This window comes from Actinosynnema pretiosum (assembly GCF_002354875.1).
GTDB classification, from domain to species: domain Bacteria; phylum Actinomycetota; class Actinomycetes; order Mycobacteriales; family Pseudonocardiaceae; genus Actinosynnema; species Actinosynnema auranticum.
In genome coordinates, this window is sequence record NZ_CP023445.1 from 5,653,668 (window position 1) to 5,666,714 (window position 13,047).

General features: G+C 73.8%; 13 protein-coding genes. 3 read left to right on the forward strand and 10 right to left on the reverse strand.

The genetic code is table 11. The features are described from left to right. Positions 1–320: 320 nt before the first annotated feature. The 6 genes from CNX65_RS23895 to CNX65_RS38395 form a co-directional block, all read right to left on the reverse strand. Positions 321–722, reverse strand: a complete 402-nt coding sequence (locus CNX65_RS23895) for a hypothetical protein (RefSeq protein WP_373565500.1) — start codon at positions 720–722, stop codon at positions 321–323. A gap of 509 nt (positions 723–1,231) precedes the next feature. Further along, positions 1,232–2,563 (reverse strand): cytochrome P450, encoded by a 1,332-nt coding sequence (locus CNX65_RS23900; RefSeq protein WP_177154330.1) that lies wholly within the window; start codon positions 2,561–2,563, stop codon positions 1,232–1,234. Further along, positions 2,560–3,168, reverse strand: a complete 609-nt coding sequence (locus CNX65_RS23905) for a GTP-binding protein (protein ID WP_096495775.1) — start codon at positions 3,166–3,168, stop codon at positions 2,560–2,562. The genes CNX65_RS23900 and CNX65_RS23905 overlap by 4 nt, the downstream gene beginning before the upstream one ends. Then, positions 3,149–3,550, reverse strand: a complete 402-nt coding sequence (locus CNX65_RS23910) for a DUF742 domain-containing protein (RefSeq protein WP_096495776.1) — start codon at positions 3,548–3,550, stop codon at positions 3,149–3,151. Before CNX65_RS23910 ends, CNX65_RS23905 begins: the two co-directional genes overlap by 20 nt. After that, complete coding sequence (locus CNX65_RS23915; RefSeq protein WP_015803529.1) at positions 3,547–3,966, reverse strand: roadblock/LC7 domain-containing protein; 420 nt, start codon at positions 3,964–3,966, stop codon at positions 3,547–3,549. The genes CNX65_RS23910 and CNX65_RS23915 overlap by 4 nt, the downstream gene beginning before the upstream one ends. 115 nt (positions 3,967–4,081) lie before the next feature. Then, positions 4,082–5,878 carry a sensor histidine kinase gene (locus CNX65_RS38395; RefSeq protein ID WP_096495777.1) on the reverse strand — a complete coding sequence of 599 codons (1,797 nt, stop codon included), beginning with the start codon at positions 5,876–5,878 and terminating at the stop codon, positions 4,082–4,084. 547 nt (positions 5,879–6,425) lie between these two features. Here CNX65_RS38395 and CNX65_RS23925 point away from each other — a divergent pair. Beyond that, positions 6,426–7,091, forward strand: a complete 666-nt coding sequence (locus CNX65_RS23925; protein ID WP_096495778.1) for an Atu4866 domain-containing protein — start codon at positions 6,426–6,428, stop codon at positions 7,089–7,091. Between the two features lie 83 nt (positions 7,092–7,174). Here the strand turns inward: CNX65_RS23925 and CNX65_RS23930 are convergent, their stop codons facing one another. The 3 genes from CNX65_RS23930 to CNX65_RS23940 are packed head-to-tail and all read right to left on the reverse strand — an operon-like array spanning position 7,175 to position 9,875. Continuing rightward, a complete protein-coding gene (locus CNX65_RS23930) occupies positions 7,175–8,260 on the reverse strand; it encodes a Gfo/Idh/MocA family protein (RefSeq protein WP_096495779.1) in 1,086 nt (361 codons plus the stop codon). Beyond that, positions 8,257–8,976, reverse strand: coding sequence for a cupin domain-containing protein (locus CNX65_RS23935; protein ID WP_096495780.1), 720 nt, complete (start codon positions 8,974–8,976; stop codon positions 8,257–8,259). The genes CNX65_RS23930 and CNX65_RS23935 overlap by 4 nt, the downstream gene beginning before the upstream one ends. Continuing rightward, positions 8,973–9,875 (reverse strand): DUF6807 domain-containing protein, encoded by a 903-nt coding sequence (locus tag CNX65_RS23940; protein WP_096495781.1) that lies wholly within the window; start codon positions 9,873–9,875, stop codon positions 8,973–8,975. The genes CNX65_RS23935 and CNX65_RS23940 overlap by 4 nt, the downstream gene beginning before the upstream one ends. Positions 9,876–10,031: 156 nt before the next feature. On the opposite strand from CNX65_RS23940, the gene CNX65_RS23945 reads away from it, so the two are divergent. After that, positions 10,032–11,165, forward strand: a complete 1,134-nt coding sequence (locus tag CNX65_RS23945; RefSeq protein ID WP_096495782.1) for a glycerate kinase — start codon at positions 10,032–10,034, stop codon at positions 11,163–11,165. A gap of 225 nt (positions 11,166–11,390) precedes the next feature. On the opposite strand, the gene CNX65_RS23950 is transcribed toward CNX65_RS23945, so the two are convergent. After that, complete coding sequence (locus tag CNX65_RS23950; RefSeq protein ID WP_177154369.1) at positions 11,391–12,224, reverse strand: sugar phosphate isomerase/epimerase family protein; 834 nt, start codon at positions 12,222–12,224, stop codon at positions 11,391–11,393. Positions 12,225–12,343: 119 nt separating this feature from the next. Between CNX65_RS23950 and CNX65_RS23955 the strand changes: the two genes are divergently transcribed. Then, the gene (locus CNX65_RS23955; protein ID WP_232519979.1) at positions 12,344–13,030 is read left to right on the forward strand and encodes a GOLPH3/VPS74 family protein; all 687 of its coding nucleotides are present in this window, start codon (positions 12,344–12,346) and stop codon (positions 13,028–13,030) included. Positions 13,031–13,047: the final 17 nt, after the last annotated feature.

Sequence of the window (13,047 nt, forward strand, 5' to 3'; positions counted from 1 at the left end):
GTGACCCGACCCGGTCCCCACCGCGCGACGGCAAGATCCACTGTCCCCTCCAGCTCTACCCGCGCAGCGCAGTTCGAGCTAGGCCGAACGGAGCAAGCGGGTCCGGCGGGCGATCGGGAACCCGCAGGGCCGGGAACGGGCTCGGGGGCGCGACGGCAATCGCGGCGCGCCCCCGATCTCACTATTGTCGGAATGCCGGCACGCGGTCCGCCGCCTTCTGGCCGAAACCTTCTCCGAAGGTCACCGGGAACGCCCACCGGAACCGCTCGGAACGCCGAGGCGAATTCCCGGCGACGGGCGCGGGAACGGCGGCCGGGCGATCAGCGGTCGCCGCGCCGGTGCCCGCCGATGCCCTCGTCGTCCACGTCGCGCCACAGCGCGGGGTCGTAGGGGGTGTCCGGCACGTAGACGACCTCGCCCGCGACCGGGCGGCCCCGCGCGGGCAGCTCGGCCGCGTCGATCTCCAGCCGCTCCACTCCGTTGGCCAGCCTGCGGATCGTGACGTTGTCGCCGTGGTGGGACCGCAAGGTGCTGATGCAGCGGCGCAGCTCGACGAGCGCTCGGTCCAGTTCGCTGTTCGTGGTCGCGGGCATGGTGGCCTCCCGGCTCGGGGTGTGGTCGGGCTCGGCGTCGCGCGTCGCGGGCGGACCGGCCGAGGCGGGCGCCCGCGTCGTCGAGGGGTCCCGCGCACGGGGCGGACGCTCCTCGGCGTCCCTCTCCACCCGCGCCCTTGAGGCCATCATCCGCTGAAGGCGGCGGCCGGCCCAGAATTTTTCCGGGCGCGCTTCGGCTCACCGCACCGACGTTCCCGGAAATGCCGAAGCCGATCACCCGAAAGTCCCCGGGACGGGGAACCGGGGAACGGGGGAAAATCCACCACCCGAACGGCCGGGCCACCCCGGAGTTCACCGGAACAGCCGCCCTTAGCAATCCGAACGGCTGCCGTCAATATGACCAACCCCCTACTTGACCCCAGCCCGCAGAAGGGCGGAACCCCCTGCCGACCCGCGCACCCAGGGGGGAGCAAGCGGGCGGGGAGCCTCGCGCGGCCCCCCGCCCCCTCGGCGCGGGCGGTCGCGCGGCGGCCCCTGGGCGCTCCACGCCCCCCACCGCGCGTCCCGCCCGCGCCCCCGGTCCCCGAACCGGGCGGTCCCGCGGTCCCGGCCGGTCGCACGGAACCGCGTCCCCCGCGCGGGCGCCCCGCCCCCGTGCCGGGCGCCCGCGCGAAGCCTCACCCCGTCACGTGCGAGGGCGTGAACTCCACCGGCAGCGACACCAGGGCGCGCACCCACACGGACTGCTGCCAGCGCAGCTCGTCCCGCTCGACGGTCAGCACCGCGTCGGGCAGCCGGTCCAGCAGCACCTCGACCGCCGCGCGCACGATGATCTCCGCGACCTGCGGCGCCGGGTACGGGCAGCGGTGCTCCCCGTGCGAGAACGACATCTGCGCCTGGTTGCCCAGTCCCCCGTCGCCGAAGCCGGGGCGCACCTGCGGGTCGGCGTTCGCCGCCGCCAGCCCGAGGATGATCATGTCCCCGGCCTCGATGCGCTGACCGCCCAGCAGCGTGGCGCGGGTGGCCCAGCGGCCCGCGAAGTTCTGCATCGGCGTCTCGTCCCACAGCACCTCGTTGAGCGCCTGCGGGACGCTGCGCCTGCCGCCGGACAGGGTGACGGCGAACCGCGAGTCGGTCAGCAGCAGCCGCAGGGTGTTGCTGATCCACGTCGACGTCGGCACGTGCGAGGCGGCGATGAGCACCACCAGGTTCGCGACCAGCTCGTCCTCGGTGAGGTCGGCGTGGTGCGCGGCCATCCACGACACGACGTCGTGGCCGGGCGCGGCGGCGCGGTCGCGGGCGATCTCGCGCAGCCGGTCCTCGGTCCGGTCGAACGCCGCGAGCGCGCCGGGACCGCCGGTGATCGACTCCATGAGGTCGGCGGTGAACCCGGCGGCCTCCTCGTCGGACATGCCGAACAGCCGCGCGATGACCAGCGCCGGGATGCGGTCGGCGAACTGGGTCTTCAGGTCCGCCTGGCCGGTCACCGCGAACGCGTCGATCAGCCGGTCCGCGATCTGCTCGACCTGCGCGTTCAGCTCGAACTGGTCCACCGCGCCGATGACGTCGCTGAACACGGCGGACAGCCTGCGGTGCTCCTCCCCCTCCGCGAACATGATCGACTTCTGGTGGCCGATGAACGGCAGCAGCGGCCAGTCCGGCGGGATGCGGTCCCACTGGTTCCAGCGCCGCGAGTCCCTGGCGAACAGCTGGTCGTTGACCAGCACGTGGTGCAGCTCCCGGTAGCCCATGACCAGCCACGCCGGGACGTCGCCCTCCAACCGCACCTCGGCGACCGGGCCGTGCAGGGCGCGCAGCTCGCGGTACACCTCGGCGGGGTGCTCGCGGAACCGCACGCCCTCCAGCGCGATGGCCGACCTGGCGTGCGCCGGGCACCCCGGTGGCGGCGGGCCGTGCTGCTGGACGTGCTGGGGCTGCGGCGCCAGCGACTGCTGCTGCTGCGGCGCGAACCTGCCACGCCGCGCTCTGCGCTCCACCGGGTCGGTCACGCGGGCTCCCCCGAGGTCGTGAGGGCGTAGAGGTGCTGGACGAGGGAGATCAGGACCTGCTTGCTGGAGTCCCGGTCGCGGGCGTCGCAGTCCAGCAGCGGCACGTCCGGCGCGAGGTCCAGCGCGTCCCGGATCTCCTCCAGCGAGTGCTGGTGGCCGCCGAAGTCGTTGCGCGCCACCACGAACGGCGTGCCGTGGTGCTCCAGCCGGTCGATGGCGTACCAGGAGTCGGCGAGCCTGCGGGTGTCCACCAGCACGACCGCGCCGAGCGCGCCCGCGAACAGCTGGTCCCACAGGAACCAGAACCGCTCCTGGCCGGGCGCGCCGAACACGTACAGCACCAGCTCGTCGTTGAGGCTGATCCGGCCGAAGTCGAAGGCCACCGTCGTCGTGGACTTGTCGCGCACGCCGGTGGCGTCGTCCACGCCGACCCCGGCCTGCGTCATGGTCTCCTCGGTGCTCAGCGGCCGGATCTCGCTGACCGAGCGCACCATCGTCGTCTTGCCGACGCCGAACCCGCCCACGACCACGATCTTCAGACCGGTGTGGGCGGTGCTGCGCAGCGGCGCCCGCGGGGCGGGGGCCTCAGAGGTTGTGGAGTCCAACGAGCACCTGCTTCAGCAGTTCGGGATCGGGCAGGACGGGGTGGCGGCGGGACTGGTGGGGCAGGGACGCGGCCCGCTGCTCCTCGGGCGCGGCGACGGCGGGGTGGCGGGCGGTGACCGCGCCCACGTCGAGGAGGTCCTGCAGCAGGATTCGCACGATGCTCACCGGGAGGCGCAGGTGCGCGGAGATCTCCACGACGGCCGTGGGCCGCCTGCACAGCCGCAGGATCCGGACGTGCTCCGACTGCATCCCGCCCGCCGACGCGCTCTCGGTGACGATGAGCGTGACGATGTCCAGGTCGGTCGCGTCGGCACGGCTGCGCCCGCCGGTGACCGTGTAGAGCCGGTCCGGGTTCTCCCCGTCGAGGGCGCGGCGCGTCATGCCGGGCCGGCGGGGCGCGGGGCCTGGCGCGGCGGTGTGCTCATGTGCTCGCCGAGCTGCTCGACCAGCTCGCTCATGTTGTGGCCGACCTGGCCTGCGTCGGCGTCCTCACCGGCGACGACGGCCAGGTGCGCGCCCTGACCGGCCTCGACGATGAACAGCAGACCGCCGTGGAACTCGGTCATCGACGTGCGCACGCCGCCCGTCCCGTCGCCGAACTCGATCGACGCGCCGTAGGCCAGGCTCTGCATCCCGGAGGCGATGGCGGCGAGCTGGTCGGCCTGGTCGACGGTGAGCCGGGCGGAGCGGGAGAGCTTGAGCCCGTCCTTGGAGAGCACGAGCGCGTGGCGCGCGCCGGGGGTGCGCTGCAGCAGGTTCTCCAGCAGCCAGACGAGGTCGCGTTCGGTGGTGTTCATCATGGCCTCGGGAGCCCCGGACCGGGCGTGCCGCCTCGGGTCCGCGCTCCTGTCTCCTCTCAGTGCGGGGTGGTGCGTGCTTGTCGCTCGCGCGGGGGTCGTCCTGGACAGGGGGTCAGGACGGCCAGAGCGGGTCGTCGGCGGGGCGCTTGCCCCGGCTGGCGTCCCGGAAGGCGCCGAACCGGGAGCCGAGGTCCGGCCTCGCGGCCTTGGCGGGCTTCACGGCGGGGCGGGCCGGGCGGTCGGAGGCGGTGGCGAGCGTGCTGCCGCGCTTGCGCCGGGGCAGGACGGGCGGGGCGGTCGGCTCCTCGGGCACGGCGTCCTCCTCGGCGACCGGGTCGGCGTCGTCCTCCCAGGTGGGCACGGCCGCGTCGTGCAGGTCCGGGTTGCGCAGGTCGAGGCCGCGCAGATCCGGGTCGCGCTGGTCGAACGCGTGCGGGGTGGACCGCTCGCCGGTGTCGAGCAGCTGCGCCGGCTCGAACTGCCCGCCGGAGCCGATCAGGCTGGTCAGCTCGGCCGGGCGGACGTCGCCCGAGCGCGAGCCGTAACGGTCGTCGTCGGACCGCTCGTCCCCGGTCGGCTCCGCCGGTCGCCAGGACGCCTCGAACTGCTGGGGCGTCTCGAACCCGCGGGACTCCCAGGCGGTCGGGTCGAACCGGTCGGCCGACTCGGGCGCGGGCCTGCGGCGGCGCGGGGCGGGCGGCTCCGGCGGCCCGTCCGACGAGCGCTCCGACACGGCGGGCAGGGCGGCGGGCACGGCGGGCACGGCGGCCGTCGCGGGCTCGCGCTCCACGCGCCGCCGGGACGCGGCCGGGGTCTTGCGGGCCTCGGTGATCAGCGTCCGGGGGATCATGACCACGACGCCGGTCCCGCCGCGCGAGGACGGCCGGAACGACACGCGCAGCCCGTGCTTGCGGGCCAGCGCGCCGACGACGGCCAGCCCGAGCCGGGTGCCGGACAGCGCGGTCAGGTCGAGCGCCTGCGCGGACACCGCCTGCTCGGCGCGGCGCAGCGCCAGGTCGCCCATGACCAGACCGCCGTCCTCGATGGTGACGACGACGCCCGCGTGCACCTCCTCCACGTACACGTGCACCTGCTCGGAGGGCGGCGAGAAGCTGGTGGCGTTGTCGATCAGCTCGGCGAGCGCGTGCATGACGCCCTCGGCGGCGTACCCGACGACGGCGACGGAGCTGACCGAGTGGGTGCGCACCCGCTGGTAGGCGCTGACCCGGCCGATGGCGCCGCGCAGCACGCTCTCCATGACGATCGGCTTGGTCCAGCGGCGGCCGGAGCGGGCGCCGGTGAGGACCGCGATGCTGTCCGCGAGCCGCCCGGCCTGCGCGGTGCTGTGGTCGAGCTTGAGCAGGTCGCCGAGCACGTCCTCGCCGTGCCGCTCCTCCATCTCGCGCAGGTCGGCGAGCATGGAGGTGGTGAGCGCCTGCACCCGGCCCGCCGCGTTGGCGCAGGCGGCCGTGGTGGCCGCGCGCATCCGCTCGCCGCGGCCGACCTCCTCGGCGAGGACGCGCAGCATCCGCCGGTGGTCGGCGTTGCCCGGCTGCTCGACCTGGGCGAGCGCGCTCTCCGCCGAGGCGCCGCCCCGGAGCCTGCGCACCACGTCGGGGGTGAGCCGGTCGACGAGGTCGGTCGCCTCGGCCAGCACGGCGTCGGCGTGGGCGGCGTTGGCTGCGGACACCGAGCGCTGGTGGGAGAACGCGGCGAGCGTGCAGGCGAGCAGCAGCGCCGCGCTCCCGCCGAACCAGGCCACGAGCGTCGCGCTCTGCGGCGCGGTGAGCGCGACGACCAGGACGACCACGGCCGCGCCGCTGATCAACGCGATCGCGAGCACGACGAGCGCGGACGACGGCGAGGGCCGTCGCGCCCCGTGCGGAGGGGCCGGTGTGCGTGGTGCCATGATCAGGTTCCTCGTGGTGGCGGAGGTGCTGGCGACAGGTGCGGTCCGACGGCGCGACCCCGGTCCGACCCCGACGGTTCGGGTGTTCGATTTACCGCTCGTTCGCGGAGCGCCGCCAGCATCGCTATTCATAATTGGAGCGTCAAGCCTTTCCGGTGAACATTTCTGCGCACTACTCCGTTTGGCGCAACACAAACTCCGCTTGACTTAGGCCATTCAGCTCAGTTAGACCGGAAGTCCCAGGTAAACGCGAGCAGGTTTCACGAACGCGCGTAGTCCTTTCGGGTCAACTGCAACAGCGTTACGCCCTACCCCCGCCACCGCTCTGGACATTCACCCCGTTTCCGGAAAGCCCGACCGCTAATGTGCGCCAGCTCTCGCAAAATGATTCAAATATTTCCCCGTGAAGCCGTAACCCCGACGCGATCGCGTCGTTTGCGCCCCGAACGTTCCCCCGCGCGCACGAGCGCCCACCCCCGCCCGCCCCCAGGGAACCAGGGAGCGACGCACCCTCCCTGACCCGGCGCTCCGCCCGTTGACTGGGGCCATGGCCACCCTGACCCCGGACCTGCCGGTCCACGCCCGCTCCGGAACCCCGCTGCTGTTCACCGGCGCCACCACGCACACCCTCGACCCGTCGCTCGGCTCCCTCACCGGCGGCCTGCTCGTGGAGGGCGGAACGATCACCGGCGTCGACGTCGACGCGCACCCCGGCGCGCACGTGGTCGACTGCTCGGGGCTGGTGATCGTGCCCGCCGCGGTCGACGGCATCGACCTGCCCGGCCGCCACGAGCACCGCCTGCACCCCCTCACCAGGGGCAACCCCGCCACGTTCGCGCTGGTGCGGGGCGGAGCCGAGCTGGAGTCGGTGATCTGGTGGCCACGCCGCGCGGCGGCCGTGGTCGTGGAGGGCGAGTTCGCGTTCCTGGCAGGGCGCAGGCTGCTCCCACCACCCGCGGGCGCGACGACGCCGGTCCACACCGAGTCGGGCCCGCACCTGGGCACGTGGACCGACAAGACCCAGGACGTGGTGCAGGAGCTGACCCCGGACGGCCGCTACACCGAGGCCCGCAACGGCGTCCGGGACGCCTACCAGGGCGCGTTCTGGCTGGCGCACGACCACATCGCCTACCGCGACGACCTGGGCTTCTGGGCCTACGGCACGTTCCGGGACGAGGTCCTCCACCACGCCCACTTCACGTTCCGCCGCTGACCCGCGCCCCCCGCCTCACCGCTCCACCTGCCCGCCCTCCTCGCCTCGCGGGCCCGTCCGCACCGCTCTCCCCGCGCCCAGCCTCACCGCTCCCGGCGCGGCCAGGGCGCCCGCCCGCCGGTCATGTCCGCGTGGAACGGGTGCCCCTCCCCGATCTCCCCCCGCCGCACCACCGACCCGGTGAACGCGGACGCGTAGATCGCGGCGATCAGCTCCACCGTCGACCGGGTGTCCTCGCTGTCCACCGGCGGGTGCCCACCGCCGTCCAGGGCGTCCAGCAGCGCGGCGAACTGCGCGGTGTGCCCGCTCGGCGTGTCAGCGGGCCCCTGGGCCCACACCTCCGCGAGGTCGGGCGCACCGGGCGCGGCCGTCAGCCGCCAGTTCGCGTCCGAGTACCCGTACAGGTGCTCCAGCTCCACGGTGGCCAGCTCGAAGTCGAACCGCAGCTGGCTGGTCTGCCGGGGCGACACCACCGAGTTCACGACCGTCGCGACCGCACCGGACTCGAACCGCACGATCGCCGCCGACACGTCCTCGGTGTCGGTGGGCCTGGCCTGCCGCGCGGCGACGGCGGTGACCTCGCTCCACCGCCCCAGCACCGACAGCAGCAGGTCGAACTGGTGGATGCCGTGCCCCATCGTCGGCCCACCGCCCTCCACCTCCCACTTCCCGCGCCACGGCACGGCGAAGTAGTCGTCGTCGCGGAACCACAGGGTGTGCGCGGCGGCCAGCAGCGGCCTGCCGAGCGCGCCCCGCGCGACCAGCTCGCGCAACCGGACCGCGCCGGAGCCGAACCGGTGCTGGAACACCGTCACCACCGGCCGCCCGGTCTCGGCCTCGGCGCGGCGCAGCTCGTCGAACTCGGCCAGCGACAGCACCGGCGGCTTCTCCACCACCGGGATCGCGCCCGCCCGCAGCACCTCCAGCGCGAGCGGCAGGTGGCTGCCGGGCGGGGTGCACAGGTGGACGAGGTCGGGTCGGTGCGCGTCGAGCAGCGCGGCCAGGTCCGGGTGCGCGGGAACGCCCCAGCGCGCGGCGAACCCGGCGGCCCGCTCGGGCAGCAGGTCGACCACGCCGACCAGCCGGACGCGGTCCCCCAGCTGGGCGAGGGACCGGGCGTGCACGTCGGCGATGGCCCCGGTGCCGACGATGGCGCAGGTTCGGGTCACGGCTGCTCCTCACGGGGTTCGGGCCGGGTGTCGATCGGGCGCAGCAGGCCGCACATGCCGAACCGGGGCTCCCGCGGTCCGCTCGCGCGCCGCACGGTCGCGCGCTCCAGGTGCGAGGCGGTTCCGGCGGCCAGATCACGCGCCCGGCCCAGCGACCGCTCGGCCTGCCGGAGCGGCCCGTCGCGCACGACGTCCACCCACCCGGCGGCGCGGTCCTCGACCAGCGCGGCGGCAGCGGCGTGGAAGGCCCGCAACGGCCCCGGATCACCGTCGCGCACCGCGTCCCGGATGGGCAGGAACCCCGCGACCGCCAGGTCCCGACGCCGGGCAGCGGCTTCGGCACGCCCGTGCTGCGGCAGCACGACCGCGGCCCGGTACCGCTCCGGGTCGGCGAGCACGTGCGGCGGGAACGTCATGACCGCGTCCCCGGCCTCCGGCAGCCCGGCGTCGCTCATGACCACGACGACCCGCAGCCCACCGAGGTTGACCGCCCGGTGCACCACCCCCGGCTCGAACCAGACCACGACCCCGGCCCGCAACGGCGTCACCTCGGCCCCGCCGGGCCCGGCGGTGTGCAGCTCACCCGCACCCGCGACCACGGTGTAGCACTCGCTGGGCACCAGGTGCACGTGCGGACTTCCCCCGACCAGGCCGTCCGGGGCCGCGTCGGAGTAGACGTCCAGGTAGGACAGCGAAGTTCCGCCGGGGAAGCTCACCCGAGCACCCCGCGTACCGCCCCCGCGAGCGCCACCGCGCCATCGGCGCCACCGTCCGCGATCCCCACCCCGTACCGGAACCGCGCGCTCTCCCCGTCCCCCACCACGAGCTCCTCGCTGAAGAACGGAGCCGGGTTCAGGCAGGCGAAGTTCTCCGACCGGGTGAACCAGCGCGGCGGGTGGTGCGGGTTGCCCACGTGGTCGACGGCGAGCACCAGCGACTCGGCGTCGTCCCCGTCGTGCCTGCCGCAGAACGCCATCCACTCGCCGCGCCACCCGCGCAGCTCGTCCCCGCCCACCCCGTCCGGCGTGATCACGACGCCCCCGGTGAACGAGCGCGGCCCGCGCCAGAACAACCCGCCGTACCCGGCGTTGTCCCGCCCGTTGGTGGTGGGCGAGCCGAACACCAGCGCCGCGCCGGAGGTGTTGGTCATGGCGGTGTCGAAGGTGAGCCCCCAGGCCGAGTCGCCCAGCGGGACGGCGGCGAGCACCCGCGACTCGGTGAGCACGGCCCGCCCGTCCTGCGCCACCCAGTCCAACTCGTGCGCGAACCGGACACCGCCCCCGTGCGCCCCGAGCCCGGTGACCCGCCGGTGGACCTGCGCGCCGTTGTTGGCGAGCTGCGCGTACCCCCGGTCGCGCAGGTAGGACGGGCCGCCCCAGAAGTTGTGCTCGCCGACGTGCGGCAGGGACCAGGCGATCCCCTTGTGCCACACGTGGTCGTGCGGCCGGAACAGGCTCACCAGCCGCCCGGAGCGGGTGCGCACGGGGTGCAGGAACGGCTTGGGCGACTCCCGCTGCGGCGTGCCGGGCGCGTACTCGTACCGGGCCAGCTCAACGCCCCCGGCGAGGAACCCGACCGCCGACCCGATGTCGTGCCGCAGTGCGAAGCCGCTCACGCGCCCACCACCTCTCCTCGGTGGCGCGCCGAACGCGCCTCGTGCCGGAAAGCGCTTTCCGACCCTAGCGCCCCCACCCCGCGCCCCGTCAACCCTCACCCACCAGCCCCTGCGGTCCCCTTGACAACCCCTGCGGGAGCACTTCCCATTGGCGAGGTGGACCCGCAGCGCAACCACGTGGTCGTGGCACTGGACTCCTTCAAGGGCTCGCTGACCGCCCGCGAGGCCACGGCAGCACTGGCGCGGGGCCTGCGCCGCACGGGCGCGCACGTGATCGAGCACCCGGTGGCGGACGGCGGCGAAGGCACCCTGGACGCACTCCTGGGCGCAGGTTTCACCGAGGTCCCCACACCGTCGGCAGACGCACTGGACCGCCCCCTGACCGCCCGCTACGCCACCCGCTCAGGCACCGCCGCGGTGGAGTTGGCCGAGTCCTCGGGCCTAGCCGGAATAGCCGACGTGCCGATGACCCCACCCCGCGCCCGAGCAGCAACAACCCTGGGCGCCGGCCACCTGATCGCCGCAGCCCTGACCGCGGGCCACCGCAGGATCGTCGTGGGCCTGGGCGGCAGCGCCACCACCGATGGCGGCGCGGGAATGCTGATCGCCCTGGGCGCACGCCTCCTGGACCGCAACGGCGCCCCCCTGAACGGCGCCACCTCCCCCCTGCACGAGGTCCACTCCCTCGACCTCTCCACCCTGCACCCCGCCCTGCACGACGCGGACGTCGAAGTAGCCTGCGACGTGGACAACCCCCTACTGGGCCCACAAGGCGCAGCAGCGGTCTACGGCCCCCAAAAAGGCGCAGATCCCGCTCTCGTGACCGAGCTCAACACCTCCCTGACCCGCTGGGCGGACCTCCTGGAGCAGGCCACAACCCGCTCCGCACGCGACCTGCCGGGAGCAGGCGCGGCAGGCGGAACAGGTTTCGCGCTCCTGGCGTGCGGAGCGCGGATGCGCTCAGGCATCACCCTGGTCCTGGACCTGACCAACCTGCCCGCAGCGCTGCAAGGCGCCCACCTGGTGATCGCAGGCGAAGGCCGGGTGGACCACCAGACCCTGCACGGCAAAGCCCCCGCAGGCGTGGCAGCAGCAGCACGAGCAGCAGGCGCACCAGTGATCGCGGTAGCCGGAAGCTGCACCCTGACCCCCACCGAACTGACCAGAGCAGGCTTCACCACAGCCTTCACCCTGACCGACCTGGAACCCGACATCTCCCGCTGCCACACCGAAGCCGCCCCCCTGCTGGAACGCCTGGGCGAACACATCGCCCAAACCCTCCCCCTCTAACCCCTTCACCCCCTCTCCCCCACTCCCCCAGCCGTCTTCTCCTCACAGCCCGGCCGCCTCCCCCACCATCCAACTGCTTCCCCCACCGCCCGGCAGCCTCCCCCACCATCCAACTGCCTCCCCCACCGCCCGGCCGCCTCCCCTCCCGTCAGGCTGCTTTCCCCTCCCGTCAGGCGCTTCCTCCTCACCGCCCGGCGGTCTTCCCGCTCCACCCGGCCACGCCTGTCACCGAGGCCGCCACACCTCGAACCACTCCGCAGCGGCCCGCAACGGCACCCGCAACGGCTCGATCCCCGGATACCAGGCCCGCTCCCACTCCAGCGAAACCCACCCGGACCAGTCCCCCAGCACCCGCCCGCACTCCCCGAGCGGAACCACCCCCGCCCCAGGCGGAACCGGTGTGGACCCACCAGCCTCAACGTCCTTGACCTGGAAGTACCCCAGGTACTCCCCCAGCACGGCACGGGTCCGCTCCGGCGACTCCCCACTCCGCCAGGGGTGCACCGCGTCCCACAACACCGCCGCGACCCCCGGTTCCCCCAGTGGTTCGACCAACCGCACCGCCGCCTCCCCGGTGGCGTGCGAATCGTGCGTCTCCACCAACAACCGAACCCCGGCGTCCCTCAACTCGGGCAGCACCGCCCCGATCCGCTCAACCGCAACCTCGTCCGCCACGCCCTCCCCATCACCCCCACCGGGAAAAACCCGAACCGCAGGCGCCCCGAGCACCCCGGCCAACTCCACCAACGCCCGCAACTCGTCAACCACCGCCCCACCGGGCGCGCAAACCCGCACGTACCCGGCAAGACAAGCGATCTCCACCCCGGCCCCCGCAACCTCCTCCCGCACCCGAGCAGCCTGCGCAGCCGTGATCCCCACCCGAACTTCCTCATCCGGGTGAACCCGAACCTCCAGCCCGTGACACCCGTGCTCAGCCGCCACCCGCGCGCTCTCCCGAACCGGAACCCCAGGTGCCCCCAACGTGCTGACCGCGAACCGCCACCCACTCACCACCACACCCCCGCCCACGCGCACCCATACCCACCCACACGTACCCATGCGCACCGAGCGCGCTCACCAGATCGACCACCACATCGCGCCAACCACTTGAGTGTGCCGCAGGGGCATGGTTTTCCATGGTCTCCACAACCCCGCGCACACCCGTGGAAAGGCACGTCGTGGAACCCACCCCGCTGATCGTCGAAGACCTGATGCTCCTGCTGCTGGACGACGAAACCGGCACCATGGCCGGAGCAGGCACCATGCACTACTCCCTCGGCGGCGCGCTGCTGGTCGAACTGGCGCTGCGCGACCGGGTCGAGATCATCGAGGGCACCGAGGGCCTCGGCGGCCCCAAGGTCATCGCCACCGGCCCCCAGGACCTGGAAGACCCCCTCCTGCGCACCGCGCACGAGCAGATCGCCCAACGGACCAGGCGCGCCCAGTCGGTCCTGCTGGAGATCGGCGCGGGCCTCTACAAGCCGGTGATCAACCGCCTGATCGAGCGCGACCTGATCCGCACCGAGAACAAGCGGGTCCTCGGCCTGTTCCGCACCACGCGCCTGCCCAGCAACGCCCCGGCGCACGAGGCGGACCTGCGCGCCAAGATCCGCGCCACCCTGGAGGACGACCAGCCCGCAGACCCCCGGACGGGAGCCCTGATCGCCCTGCTCTCCGCGAGCGGCACCCTCCCCGCCCTGCGCCCACCCCTGCCCTGGTCGTCGAAGGTCGCCCAGCGCGCCAAGCACATCGAAGCGGGCAACTGGGCAGCCTCAGCCGTGACCCTCGCGGTGGCCACCGCAACCGCAGGCGCGGTAGCCGCAGCAGCGGTAGCGGCCACCACCGCGGTAGCAGCCACCAGCTGACCCACGCCCACCCCGCC

Excerpts from the sequence above, each read along its gene's own strand:
- CNX65_RS23910 (WP_096495776.1), bottom strand. The coding sequence starts at position 3,550 with ATGACGCGCCGCGCCCTCGACGGGGAGAACCCGGACCGGCTCTACACG.
- CNX65_RS23915 (WP_015803529.1), bottom strand. The coding sequence starts at position 3,966 with ATGAACACCACCGAACGCGACCTCGTCTGGCTGCTGGAGAACCTGCTG.
- CNX65_RS38395 (WP_096495777.1), bottom strand. The coding sequence starts at position 5,878 with ATGGCACCACGCACACCGGCCCCTCCGCACGGGGCGCGACGGCCCTCG.
- CNX65_RS23925 (WP_096495778.1), top strand. The coding sequence starts at position 6,426 with ATGGCCACCCTGACCCCGGACCTGCCGGTCCACGCCCGCTCCGGAACC.
- CNX65_RS23950 (WP_177154369.1), bottom strand. The coding sequence starts at position 12,224 with ATGGGTACGTGTGGGTGGGTATGGGTGCGCGTGGGCGGGGGTGTGGTG.